Raw genomic sequence first — 13,193 nt, 5'->3', positions numbered from 1 at the left:
TTATACGAAAGCCCCTTCAGGAAACTGGAGGGGCTTTTTTGTTGATAGAAAATAGTTCGTAGATTATAGAAAGTAGTTTGTAGTTTATAGAAAGTCGTTTGTGGAAGGTAGTTCGTAGGCTCTACTTTATGGAAAGTAGTTTATAGTGAATCGTCTGTAAACAACCAACCATAAACTACGATCTAACAACTATCAACTATGAACTATCCCCAACTACGACCTAAGAACCAACATCTAACAACTATCAACTAGCAACAACGAACTATCCCCAACTACACTAACTTTTTACTATCTTTGCACCCTGATGGCTACATTATTAGATAGCGGTGTGAAGCCGTACAATCATTATGGTGCTTATTTAAAAGATAAGTACAACGGACAAAAAGTTTTTAAGGTTATTGTTGACGGTAATTTTACATGTCCGAATCGCGATGGAAGCAAAGGGTTTGGTGGATGTACATATTGTAACGTTGACTCCTTTACGCCGGACACAGCGCGTAAGATACCTTCTATACGTGAACAAGTAGAGAATGGTATTGAACGGGCCAGGAACTCCTATGGCGCAGAGAAGTTTATTATCTATTTTCAACCCAATACGAATACTTATGCTCCGACGCATCTTTTGAAGATGATGTACGACGAAGCTTTAAGTATTGATCCGGAAAATACAGTAGGTCTATCTGTAGGCACGCGACCGGATTGTTTGGATTTTGAGAAAATCGCATTGTTAGAGTCCTATACCGATCGACTAGACGTAGATTTAGAGATGGGGATGGAATCTATTTATAATGAAACGTTAGAACGTATTAATAGAGGTTGCTCACACGATGAGTTCGTGAATGTAATGGAGATGTTAAAAGGTACCAAATTGGAACTCTGTGTGCATACTATTTTTGGTTTCCCGTGGGAAACTGAGGAGATGATGTTAGCGTATGCGCATGAAATCAATCGCCAACCTGATATTAAGTTTGTTAAGCTGCATCACTTACATATTGTGGAAGGTTCGATTATGGGGGTGAAGTACAAACGTGAGCCCTTCAAACTATTTACGATAGAAGAGTATACCGATTTTTTAAGTCGTTTTATCCCTTTGCTGCGTCCTGATATTATTATACAGCGTGTTTTCGGGATTGCTGATAAGGAATTACTTATTGCGCCAAATTGGGGATTCCCAAAATCTAAAATTCAAACACATATTGATAAAGGACTTGAAGCCCGAGGGGTGAAGCAAGGAAGTCTTTACCAGGCTTAAAAAAAGGTGATCGTTTTAACGATCACCTTTTTTCTTTTAGGATTAAAGGGTTTCTATGCCTCTACAATACTTTTTAAGTCCGCAGGAGAATAGTTTATAGACTTTAAGGTCTTGTTGTCTCCCTCGCGGTAAACTAAGTACAAGCCATCAACTTCTTTGTAGTAAGACTCGACTCCTTTTGCACGGTAATGAGCTTGGGTCGCTTGTGCCTCTTGTTCGTCTTTACACGCTTTACTCATATTCGATCGTTGTACTTCTTCAAACAGCGCATTGAATTTGTCTTTAAGCCCAAACTCCAATACAGCGCCTGAAAGCACATATTGTATGTCGCATAATGCATCTGCAATTTCTACTAGATCTTTATTCTCAATCGCCTCTTTAAGTTCATTCAGCTCTTCAGCGATAAGCGAAACGCGTAGCTCGCAGCGTGCTTGTGAAGGGATTGTCGGTTCCTCTAAAATGGGGTGTTGAAATGTTTTATGAAATTCTGCTACCGAGGTAAGCGTTTTTGGATCTGTCATAGTTTTATTCATTATATGCGTTAAAAATACAAAATCTTGTAGCAACAAAAAAGCGCTTCTAAGAAGCGCCTTTTAATTATTTTATAAGGTGTTTTATTTGAACCAATTCGCGGTCTTCTAAATAACGCCATCTTCCACGTGGAAGGTCTTTCTTAGTCAAGTTAGCATACACGACACGATCTAATTTAACGACTTCGTAACCCAATGATTCGAATATTCTTCTAACAATACGGTTCTTTCCGGAGTGAATTTGAATCCCAACTTCACGCTTACTCGCTCCCTGTACGTAACTCAAATCATCTGGTTTAATTAAACCATCTTCTAATTCAATACCAAACTCAATTTTATTGAAGTCTCCTTGTGTTAGATTTTTGTTCAGTTCTACGTTATATATCTTACTGATATTATTACGAGGATGAGATAATTTCTCGGCTAAGTTTCCATCGTTGGTCAATAGCAAAAGACCTGTCGTATTTCTATCCAGTCGACCGACAGGATAAATACGCTCTTTTGTTGCTTTTGCAACAAGGTGCATCACCGTACGGCGTTCTTGTGGATCATCTGTTGTCGTGATGTAATCTTTCGGTTTATTCAAAAGGATATAAACCATTTTTTCACGTTTCAGACGTTCTCCGTTATAACGGATCTCGTCTTTCGCTGGATCTACTTTAGTCCCTAGTTCGGTTACTGCTTCTCCATTCACAGTGACAACACCCGACTCAATTAATTCATCCGCTTTTCTGCGCGAACAAATACCTGAATTGGAAATGTAACGGTTTAAACGAATTAAGCCGTCATCTTTAGGCTCAGCCGTTGCAATCTTTTTTCTTGGGTAAAAGCGTTTTCCATCTTCTCCGTTACTACCCTCGTCATCTCTGCTAAAGTTTCTTTTGCTACCTCTATAGTCTGATTTGTCAAAAGATCTTTCTTCTCTGTTATCATCTCTTCCCGATCTGTTGAACGGTTTGTCGAATGATTTTCTTTCTCCTCTGTTATCATCTCTTCCCGATCTGTTGAACGGTTTGTCGAATGATTTTCTTTCTCCTCTGTTATCGTCTCTTCCCGATCTGTTGAACGGTTTGTCAAATGATTTTCTTTCCCCTCTGTTATCGTCTCTACCCGATCTGTTGAACGGTTTGTCAAATGATTTTCTTTCCCCTCTGTTGTCATCTCTATCCGATCTATTGAAGGATCGACGGTCATCAGATTTCTGAAAAGAACGATTGTCGTCTCTTTTTTGGAAAGGCTTTCTGTCCGATTTTTCAAATCGTCCAAAAGGATGTTCATTTTGTGTTGAGTCAGAACGATCAGAACGTGATCTTCCTGGGCTGTTTTTACCAAAAGGTTTTCTGTCACTACTCGATGAATGTTGGCGACTTTGACCACCTTTGGACTTGAAGCTTTCTGAGTTGCTTCTGTTTTTTTTGGAGTTGTCATCACGACTGTTCCGTTTATTATTGAAAGGCATAATTTTTCGAAATTAAGATACAAAGGTAAGATTTTTATTTGATATACCGAAAAAAAATACTAACAGGTAACATGTGGCCTGTGAGGGCTTAAAGCGTTAGTTTTTAACACCTTTTAACGGGTGTGGAACGTAACTATTTGTTTAGTAAATAAATAGTTCGTATGTTTGTACCCTGAAAAATGGACCAAGCTATTTTTGATCGATTATTGTTTTTCAATAGTAAGAAAAATGAATCGTGGATAGGTAGCATTAAGGGATTGAATGAATAGAAAAAAAGTACTATGCTTTAGTGCTGTTTTGACTGTAATGATCTTGTCAAAACTATGCATAACGGCAAAACCGGAGTCTGGTAAAGACCCAATTAAGAAAGTCTTGTTAGAGCAGCTCGACAAAGACAAGAAGAGAAAAGCAATGGCTCTTTCTCCAGAAAAAGAAAAGGAAGCTTACTACAGCTCCATAACATTTGCCAATGAGAGTGTTCCTTTAGAGAATCCCATGGTAGAGACGAAGTTCGAGAGGTATTTAGCCAGATTCTCCTTCGGTAAGCAGCAATCTTACGATTTACATAAGAAAGCAGAGAAACATCTGCCAAAGATTGCAGCAATTCTTAGATCTTACGGTATTCCCGAAGATTTTAAATACGTACCCCTTATAGAGAGCGATATGGAGCCCGGTGTGACATCGCATAAAGGTGCTGGTGGTTACTGGCAGTTTATGCCTGCTACTGCGCGGTTATATGGTCTAAAGGTAGGTAATGGCGTGGACGAACGTAGAGATTTGATAAAATCTACACATGCGGCAGCGCGATACATTAAAAGCTTATACGATCAGTTTGGGGATTGGACGCTAGCTGCAGCAGCCTATAATGTAGGCGGAGGTAGCTTAAAAGGTTCTATTCGCAGACAAGGCGTGAATAACTACTACGCATTAAAGCTGAACCAAGAAACGGGAGCTTATGTCTATAAATTGCTTTCTGTAAAGCAGGTTATTGAAAACCCGAACAAACATGGTTATAAGCGTTATGCGCAGTCTCAGGATAAGTTTCAGCACATTAATGAGCAAAACTTATTGTAGGCGAAAAACCTTCTTAAAATGAAAAGAGAGTTATTTATTTTAAATAACTCTCTTTTTTTTTCAAAATTATAAAACCAACCATTTTTCTTGTTGTTGTACCTGTAGATGTAATGTCATTCTTGTGTCAATATCGTTCCTGCTAGCTTTTGTATTTCTAGATATTGTGTGATTGTTTGAAGCTTTTCAAGGTCGAGACTTGGCGCAGAATAACTTTGTTCTTATGGGATTTTTTGATGATTTAGAGCTCATAGGTCACCTTTTTTAGAAATGTGACTTATTTCATTTTTTTTAAAAATCTATATCATTAGAGTGTCATAAATGAAGATGTAATTTTACCATATAATCAACAATATTGAATATGCAGTTAGAACACTTTAATTACGACAACAAGATTGTCCGCAACTTCGCTGTTGCAACAATCGTTTGGGGGTTGGTCGGCATGTCCGTGGGATTGCTAGTAGCCGTACAGCTAATCTGGCCGGAAATGAATTTCCTAACACAATACACCACTTTTGGTCGTGTTCGTCCCGTACACACCAACGCGGTGATCTTTGCGTTTGTAGGAAATGGAATTTTCATGGGCGTTTATTACTCGATGCAGCGCGTGCTTAAGACGCGTATGTTTAGCGATGTACTGAGTAAAATCCACTTTTGGGGATGGCAGTTAATCATCGTTGCTGCAGCGACTACGTTACCTTTAGGTTTAACCACCTCGCATGAATATGCGGAAATGGAATGGCCGATTGATATCGCGATTGCTGTTATCTGGGTAACTTTTGGTATCAATATGTTTGGAACCATTATTAAACGTCGCGAGCGTCATATGTATGTTGCCGTATGGTTCTATATCGCAACATTTGTCACGGTAGCGGTTTTACACATTGTTAACTCTATTCAATTACCTGTTGGTCTTTGGAAAAGTATTTATGTATACGCAGGTGTACAAGATGCCTTGGTGCAGTGGTGGTATGGGCACAATGCGGTGGCGTTTTTCCTAACCACACCATACTTAGGGATGATGTATTACTTCTTGCCGAAGATGGCAAATCGTCCGGTGTACTCTTATAAATTAAGTATTCTTCACTTTTGGTCTTTAATATTTATCTATATCTGGGCGGGACCGCACCACTTGTTATACACCTCCTTACCGGGATGGGTACAATCTTTAGGTGTTGTGTTCTCTATTATGTTGATTGCCCCAAGTTGGGGAGGTATGGTCAACGGATTGTTAACCTTACGTGGAGCTTGGGATAAAGTTCGTACCGAACCGATGCTGAAGTTCATGGTGGTAGCCTTAACAGCGTACGGTATGGCAACGTTCGAAGGACCGATGTTATCCTTGAAACAAGTAAACGCAATTGCCCACTTTACAGACTGGATTGTTGCACACGTACACGTTGGTGCATTGGGATGGAACGGTTTTATGACGTTCGCTATTTTATATTATTTGATTCCTAAGATTTACAAGACCCCGTTATACTCTAAGAAATTAGCAAATACCCACTTTTGGATTGGTACGCTTGGGATCTTGTTCTATGCCATCCCGATGTATTGGGCGGCTGTGGTACAAGGCTTGATGTGGAAAGAGTTTACACCAGAAGGTGTTTTGAAATATCCAAATTTCTTGGCTACGACCTTAGAAATCCTTCCTATGCATATGATGCGTGCGATAGGTGGCGCCTTATATCTGGCTGGGGTAATTATGATGACATACAACTTGATTAAAACCATGAAAGCGGGTAAACTGGTTGCCGATGAACCAGCGGAAGCTCCTGCTATGGAAGTTGTAGTTGTTAAAGAACCAACCCATCGTCGTCTAGAGCGTAAACCGATGTTGTTTATGGTATTGGCTTTGATTGCGATCCTGATTGGAGGTATTGTGGAGATGATACCAACCTTTACGATCAGCAGTAATATTCCAAAAATTGCCTCCGTGAAGCCGTATACAGCATTAGAGCTGCAAGGGCGCGACCTCTATATCCGAGAAGGCTGTGTTAACTGTCATACACAGACTATACGACCTTTCCGTTCGGAAACGGCTCGGTATGGCGAATATAGTAAGGCCGGTGAATTTGTGTACGATCATCCGTTCTTGTGGGGATCGAAGCGTACGGGGCCTGATTTACATCGTATAGGTGGTAAATATCCGAACAAATGGCATTTTGACCATATGTTGGATCCAACCATTACCTCACCGGGAAGTATTATGCCGGCATATCCATGGCTAATTGATCAACAATTGGATAACAGTATGCTACAGGCGAAGATGAAAGGTATGCGTACGGTAGGCGTTCCATATTCACAAGAGGAAATTGACAACGCGTTAGCCGATGCGGACAAACAAGCAGCTACCATTGCGAAAGATTTGAAAGATAATCAGGTGACGATCGAAAGTGATAGGGAAATTATTGCTCTTATTGCTTACCTACAGCGGTTGGGAACTGATATCAAAGCAGAGAAGAAAACAGAAGCGACACCTAGTGGTCAAGAATAAAGAAAGAAGCGATGTTTAAGCAATTAACAAATTTAAATGGTGATGAGATGTATCTCATCACCTCCCTATGGATATTCTTGGTGTTTTTTGTCCTGGTAGCTTGCATGCTTTTTTGGATGAAAAAGGATCATATAGACTATATGAAGGATATTCCTTTTGACGATGATGAAAAACAAAATGATCAACAATCTGAATAGAAATTGATATGATGAATATATTATTAACAGCAGATACAGCTACAAAGACATCTGAATGGATGTTTGGCTCTGGTAATCTTTATAGTGATATTCTGGTGTTGGTGTTGATCCTCGTGATGATTGCCTTGATTGCTACAGCCCTCGTTGTGCATAGAGCATTTAAAGCGATTATCAAAGTAACAATGCCGGAGCTTGCCCTCGAAGAACAAGCGAAGAAAAAGAAGAAAACCGATTGGAATGCTATTTGGAGTAAGCTTTTGAGCTTGCGCCCATTGGAAGAGGAGAAGGATATGGAGATTGACCATGAATACGATGGTATCAAGGAACTGAACAATCCGATTCCTATTTGGTTTAATGCTCTTTTCTACGCGACGATTACATTTGGAGTAGTTTATCTATTCTCCTACCATGTTTTCGGATGGGGGTTGAATCAGGATGATGAGTATAAGGTGGAAATGGCTAAAGCAGAAGCTGCTAAAGCTGCTTATTTAGCACAAGCCGCAAATTTGATTGATGAAAGTACGATTGAAGTGGATGAATCGGGCGTTATGGCTTCAGCAGGTAAAGCGATTTTTATGGCAAACTGTGCGGTGTGCCACGGTAATAGTGGAGAGGGGGGGATTGGTCCCAACCTAACCGATAGAAATTGGTTACACGGTGGTGAGATCAAAGATATCTTTACTGTGGTGAAGTATGGTGTGCCGGATAAGGGAATGGTGCCGTGGGAGCAGACGCTCTCGCCAGCGCAGATTGCAGAAGTAAGTAATTACATCTTTACCTTACGAGATACCAAACCTGCGAATCCAAAAGAACCACAGGGAACGGAGGTTGAATACGAATCAGCATCCAGCAAAGTTGAGCAAGATAGCACAGCTACCTCGGAAACTTTGTAACGTTATTATTTTTTATTGAGAAGAGAATATGGGAACAGCAGCAAGCAATATACCAGTTAAACGGAAGAGAAACCAGGAACCAAGAAAATGGATATATGCAAAGAAGCCGGCAGGTCAATTGTATAACTATCGTCAATGGGTTGGATATAGCTTACTGCTGTTCTTTTTTATTGCGCCTTTTATAAAGATAAAGGGTAATCCATTTTTGATGTTCAATATTATTGAACGTAAATTTTCCATCTTCGGAAATCTATTTTACCCACAAGATTTACATATTGCCGTATTCGGAATGCTCATTGTTATGGTCTGTGTGGTGCTCTTTACCGTCGTATTTGGGCGCGTCTGGTGTGGATGGACCTGTCCGCAGACTATTTTTATGGAGTTGGTATTTCGCCGTATTGAGTATTTGATTGAAGGCGATTGGATGCAGCAGAAAAAGCTCAATGAAGGACCAAATACAGATGCTCGTGCGTGGAAGAAACTCTTGAAACACACTATTTTCTTCCTTATCGCTTTTATTATTTCTAATCTTTTCTTATCTTATGTAATCGGTGTCGAAGCCTTGTTTAAGATTATGACCGATCCCATTGATACACATATTGTGGGGTTTATTTCCATACTTATTTTTGCAGGGCTTTTCTACGGTGTATTTGCGCATGTACGGGAGGTCGTTTGTACCACCATCTGTCCTTATGGACGATTACAGGGGGTGTTGCTTGACGATAACAGTATTACTGTGGCGTACGACAAGAATCGCGGTGAACCACGGGGTAAAATGCGAAAAGGGGATACCGAACCGAAAGGTGATTGTGTAGATTGCAACCTTTGTGTTCATGTATGTCCGACAGGTATTGATATCCGTAAAGGATTACAGATGGAATGTGTGAGCTGTACGGCTTGTATTGATGCATGTGATGATGTGATGGTGAAAATTGGCAAGCCGAAACGGTTGATTGGTTTCTATCCAATGGGGGAAATTGAAAAAAGTGAAGGTTTTAAAAGAAGTAACACACGTGCGATTGCTTATTCTATTGTTCTAGCGGCTTTGATTGGTGTGTTTATTGCCATGATCTTTAGTCGTTCTGATATCGATGGGCGCTTGTTACGTGCTAAAGGAAGTACCTATCAAGTGATGGAAAATGGTAAAGTCAGTAATCTTTATACGATGGAATTGATAAACAAATCGGGTAAGGACATGAATTTCAGTATTGAGAGTGCTGATCCAAAGACAACGGTACAGATCGTGAATGATATCCATGTACTGCAAAAGGATAAGACAGCGACGCTTAGTTTCTTTTTGTTGAAAGAAAAGGGGGATATTGAAAAGTACAAACAGGATGTTAAAGTAAATATTGTGTCGGACGGACGAGTAATAGAGTCATTGAAAACGACTTTTATCGGACCTACTACATTAAAATAAATGATATGAATTGGGGACTCAAGATAGTTATTGGACTAGGTGCATTTATGATTTTTATTGTTGCGGCGGGGGTGTATATGGTCAGTCATGATTCAGACTCCTTAGTCGATAATGATTACTACGAAAAGAGTCTGACTTATGACGAGGTGTATGTGAGCAAGGAAAACCTGGAAAAGGATGGTGCAAAACCGACCATTAAGGTTCGCAATGATACGCTTTATATACATTTTGTACATGCCGATAACCAGGGAGAGCTGCAATTTAAACGACCATCCGATGGAAAATTGGATGTCACGTTGCCTTTTGCGACGAAGACAAATGACTTCCAGTTGCCTGTTTCGACCTTTACGAAAGGCAGTTGGGACCTAGACGTAAATTGGAAGAGTAATAGTAAAACTTATTTATCTTCACATCCTTTGTTTTTATAGCAATGACCTTTCATTACCTCGCTTTTTTTATGGGGCTTTTTGGCAGCATACATTGCGCTGTAATGTGTGGGCCTCTTTTGATTGCAGTCAATCAAAATGGAGGGATACGCTGGCGGGACTTTTTCAATAAATTACTTTATCAATCTGGACGGATATTGGTATATGGCCTTCTAGGGCTTTTTTTTGGTCTTTTTGGGACGTTAGCTACGGTGCAAGGATGGCAACAGTATTTTAGTTTACTGATTGGTGCCATTTTATTTTTGATCGGCCTATTTTATATGTTCGGTAAAAAAAGCACCGCTATGGCGGGTTTTCAAACGCGACTGATTCAACCCTTCGTGAAGGTTATGGGACGCTGGCTGTATCGTCCAGGAGGTTCTTTTGTTGCCGGTATGCTGAATGGAATCCTGCCATGTGGAATGGTATATATGGCGCTGGCTTCGGCAATGAATGCTAATTCTTTGTCGTCGAGTTTTTACTTCATGGTACTTTTTGGCTTAGGGACACTTCCTTTACTCTTGGTCTTTTCATTTGCGGCATCATTTCCGAAGAGCATTTTAAAAAAAGGTTTCACTCGTCTTTTACCTTTTTTATATTTGATCATGGGCATGTGGTTTATATTGCGAGGGGCGAACTTAGATATCCCGTATTTAAGTCCGCTGTTGCATGTCGATGGAGCCATAAATTGTATGTAGCGATACCGCAGTTCCACTTTTGGGATAATATTCTTATCTTAGAGACAATGCGCTATCAACAGTGATATAGTGTAACTAGAAATAAATGATATATCATGTATGGAATATGTACACTTCATTATAAACTTTATTGGCGAATGGTATTGGGTTCCCTTACTTTTTCTATATGTAGGTGTTATCAGTACCCTGATTATTGAAAACGGAAATCCGACAAAAACACTTTCTTGGGTACTCGTCATTGTCTTCCTTCCCGTTATTGGTATTATTCTATATTATCTTTTCGGACAAAAATTCTCTAAAGTAAAACGAATAAAAAAAGTTAACGATGGACAAGCCATTCGATTGAAAAAGGAATGGGAACGTTTGGAGCCTTATATGGAAAAGGATATCGAGGACATCCGACAGAAAATCGGAGACCTTTCCCAAGTTTTCACCTTTCTTAAAAATGAACGTCTGTCCTCGCCCACGCTCGGTAATAAAGTTGAATTACTAATCAATGGAGAGCATAAGTTTCTCGGCTTTATGAAGGCGCTTCGAGAGGCTCGTCACTCGATTCATATTGAATATTATATCTATGAGCTGGATACAATAGGGCTTGAGATACTGACTTTGCTGGAGGAAAAAGCAGCCGAAGGTGTTTATGTTCGGTTAATGGTAGATAGTATAGGTTCGCCTGAATTGGTAAAGTATATGCAAAAGCAAAAGGATAGCCGCATAGATTTTAAACCTTTTATGCCGGTAACTTTTACTTCGCTTGCAAATAGTAATTACCGTAACCACCGTAAAATTGCTATTTTCGATGGTGATATCGGTTATATTGGTGGAATTAATATCTCTGATCGTTACATCAATAAGCCTACAGATGTTAATAAGGTATACTGGCGCGATACTTCCGTGCGTGTTGAGGGTGCCGCCGTGAACATGTTGCAGATCAGTTTTTGGAATTCATGGAACCTTGCTGACGGAAAACCGTTTCTATTGAGTGAAGGGTATTTACAAAATATCCGTAAAGAGATGAAGGTCGGAGATGCTGCCGTTTCTTTTGTTTCTAGTGACCCCGGTTCGGTGGGCCCGTATAACATGGAGGCTATTTTGATTGCGCTTGGCGAGGCCGATACGAAAATACAATTGGTTACACCTTATTACGTTCCAACCGACGAATTGGCAACAGCGTTAAAGATTGCTGCAGCCTCTGGTATTGAAGTGGAGCTAATGTTACCCAAGGAGTCAGACTCCTATATCGTGCAGCATGCTAGTCTTTCTTTTGTGAAACCGTTATTGGAGCGCGGGGTTAAGGTATATTTTTATACCAAAGGGTTTATCCATGCAAAGACCATTAATATCGATGGGAAGATATCCTTTGTTGGAACCGTTAATTTGGATACACGAAGTTTTTATATCAATTATGAAATCGCCGCGGTTATTTCTGATCCGAAGATGTGTCGAGAGCTGGAGGATCAGTTTGAAATTGACAAAGCCGACTGTGAATTGATGACGTTGAAAGAATGGAAACGACGAAAAACATGGAAAAGAACGATCGATTCTGTCTGTCGTTTATTGGCACCTTTGTTATAAGCTGTTAAATTTCTTCTGGTTTGCTAGAAAATCAATATATTTAGCTTCTCGAAAAGCTATATTTTGATGAAGAAAATCTTTTTTTTATTTTTTATTTTTCTCTTTGCTGGCTTGTCTTTACAAGTTAATGCACAGCAAAAACCGGCAATTCCTATTAATACTGTTGTTGAAAAGGTACAGAAATACTTTGGCGTATATCCTGTTGAAAAGGTGCACTTGCACTTTGATAAGCCGTATTATGCTGTTGGAGATACCTTGTGGTTTAAGACCTACCTCAACCATAACCTGTATGAGTACAATCCAAGTAAGATTGTATATGTCGAGGTTTTGACCAGTCGGGATTCCCTAATCCAGACGCTTCGTGTTCCGCTGGAAAACAACGCTGGAAAGGGACAATTAGTGTTGGACCCGCAATTTGTATCACAAGATAACTACCGCTTCCGGGCGTACACCAAGTGGATGGCAAATTTTGATAATGGCTATTTCTTTAATAAGATTGTACCAATCGGAGATGCAATAAACAAGAAATTAGGGGCTGATGTTTCCTATAGCTCTGAAGGGGGGACGAAGACCAAAGCTACTATCCAATTTCGGGATCGCCAGGGCAATCTGCTCGGACGGAAAAAGCTAAGCTGGGAAGCGATTGACGGATGGGATGCTTTTGATAAAGGGAAGACGGAAACCGACGATATGGGACGGGTCACGATTAACCTAAATATCAAGGAGAAGAATTATTTGAAAAATGGCCGTTTGATCGTTAAGATTGATGGCGACAAGACGGATCCTACGTTAGTAGGAAATTACTCCTTAAGTAATGCATTATGGGATGTTGATGTTCAGTTTTTTCCGGAGGGTGGCGAACTCTTAGCGGGACTTTCTAAGAAAGTAGCTTTTAAAGCATTGAGTACGACAGGGCGTGGTGTCCGTTTAAAAGGTAAGATTGTTGATAGCAAAAAGAAAGAAGTCGCTGAATTTGAAGATCTCGGACTCGGTATGGGCTACTTTAGCTTTGTTCCCGTATTGGGCGAGAAGTACAAGGCCACGATAGCTTTTGATAATGGCCAGCAGCGTACATTTGATCTTCCGGAAGTAAAAGCAGAGGGATTAAGTCTGGTTCTGCATAAAGAAGAAGGGGATAATGTACAGTTTGGCCTGGTATCCAACGATGCTTTTTTT

Annotated in this window: 11 protein-coding genes and 1 pseudogene; 10 read left to right on the top strand and 2 right to left on the bottom strand. The window is 40.1% G+C overall.

Annotated elements, in window-relative coordinates:
• Nucleotides 1-304: 304 nt before the first annotated feature.
• A complete protein-coding gene (locus tag B9Y69_RS01165; RefSeq protein WP_085471189.1) occupies nucleotides 305-1,252 on the top strand; it encodes a tRNA modification radical SAM protein MnmL/YtqA in 948 nt (315 codons plus the stop codon).
• A gap of 53 nt (nucleotides 1,253-1,305) precedes the next feature.
• Here B9Y69_RS01165 and B9Y69_RS01160 read toward each other — a convergent pair whose 3' ends face one another.
• Both B9Y69_RS01160 and B9Y69_RS01155 read right to left on the bottom strand, forming a co-directional pair.
• Entirely contained in the window at nucleotides 1,306-1,773 is a 468-nt protein-coding gene (locus B9Y69_RS01160) for a pyrophosphohydrolase domain-containing protein (RefSeq protein ID WP_085471949.1), read from the bottom strand.
• Nucleotides 1,774-1,849: 76 nt separating this feature from the next.
• Nucleotides 1,850-3,241, bottom strand: coding sequence for a pseudouridine synthase (locus B9Y69_RS01155; protein ID WP_085471188.1), 1,392 nt, complete (start codon nucleotides 3,239-3,241; stop codon nucleotides 1,850-1,852).
• Nucleotides 3,242-3,502: 261 nt separating this feature from the next.
• On the opposite strand from B9Y69_RS01155, the gene B9Y69_RS01150 reads away from it, so the two are divergent.
• The 9 genes and pseudogenes from B9Y69_RS01150 to B9Y69_RS19145 all read left to right on the top strand — a co-directional run.
• Nucleotides 3,503-4,315 carry a lytic transglycosylase domain-containing protein gene (locus tag B9Y69_RS01150; protein ID WP_085471187.1) on the top strand — a complete coding sequence of 271 codons (813 nt, stop codon included), beginning with the start codon at nucleotides 3,503-3,505 and terminating at the stop codon, nucleotides 4,313-4,315.
• 358 nt (nucleotides 4,316-4,673) lie between these two features.
• Nucleotides 4,674-6,809: a cytochrome-c oxidase, cbb3-type subunit I gene (ccoN, locus tag B9Y69_RS01145; protein WP_085471186.1), complete on the top strand. Its 2,136-nt coding sequence runs from the start codon at nucleotides 4,674-4,676 to the stop codon at nucleotides 6,807-6,809.
• Between the two features lie 11 nt (nucleotides 6,810-6,820).
• Nucleotides 6,821-7,006, top strand: coding sequence for a hypothetical protein (locus B9Y69_RS01140; RefSeq protein ID WP_085471185.1), 186 nt, complete (start codon nucleotides 6,821-6,823; stop codon nucleotides 7,004-7,006).
• An 8-nt stretch (nucleotides 7,007-7,014) separates the two neighbouring features.
• Nucleotides 7,015-7,899: a cbb3-type cytochrome c oxidase N-terminal domain-containing protein gene (locus B9Y69_RS01135; protein WP_234991030.1), complete on the top strand. Its 885-nt coding sequence runs from the start codon at nucleotides 7,015-7,017 to the stop codon at nucleotides 7,897-7,899.
• 28 nt (nucleotides 7,900-7,927) lie between these two features.
• A complete protein-coding gene (ccoG, locus tag B9Y69_RS01130) occupies nucleotides 7,928-9,319 on the top strand; it encodes a cytochrome c oxidase accessory protein CcoG (protein WP_085471183.1) in 1,392 nt (463 codons plus the stop codon).
• Nucleotides 9,320-9,324: 5 nt separating this feature from the next.
• Nucleotides 9,325-9,747: a FixH family protein gene (locus tag B9Y69_RS01125; protein WP_085471182.1), complete on the top strand. Its 423-nt coding sequence runs from the start codon at nucleotides 9,325-9,327 to the stop codon at nucleotides 9,745-9,747.
• Between the two features lie 2 nt (nucleotides 9,748-9,749).
• Nucleotides 9,750-10,442, top strand: a complete 693-nt coding sequence (locus B9Y69_RS01120) for a sulfite exporter TauE/SafE family protein (RefSeq protein ID WP_085471181.1) — start codon at nucleotides 9,750-9,752, stop codon at nucleotides 10,440-10,442.
• A gap of 99 nt (nucleotides 10,443-10,541) precedes the next feature.
• Nucleotides 10,542-12,017: a cardiolipin synthase gene (gene cls, locus B9Y69_RS01115; protein WP_085471180.1), complete on the top strand. Its 1,476-nt coding sequence runs from the start codon at nucleotides 10,542-10,544 to the stop codon at nucleotides 12,015-12,017.
• A 66-nt stretch (nucleotides 12,018-12,083) separates the two neighbouring features.
• Nucleotides 12,084-13,193, top strand: a pseudogene (locus tag B9Y69_RS19145) (carboxypeptidase-like regulatory domain-containing protein); the annotation flags it as partial.

The sequence above is a fragment of the Sphingobacterium psychroaquaticum genome (genome assembly GCF_900177625.1).
Lineage (GTDB): Bacteria > Bacteroidota > Bacteroidia > Sphingobacteriales > Sphingobacteriaceae > Sphingobacterium > Sphingobacterium psychroaquaticum.
Note: the sequence above shows the minus strand (reverse complement) of the source record. Positions and strands in the feature narration are given on the sequence as shown.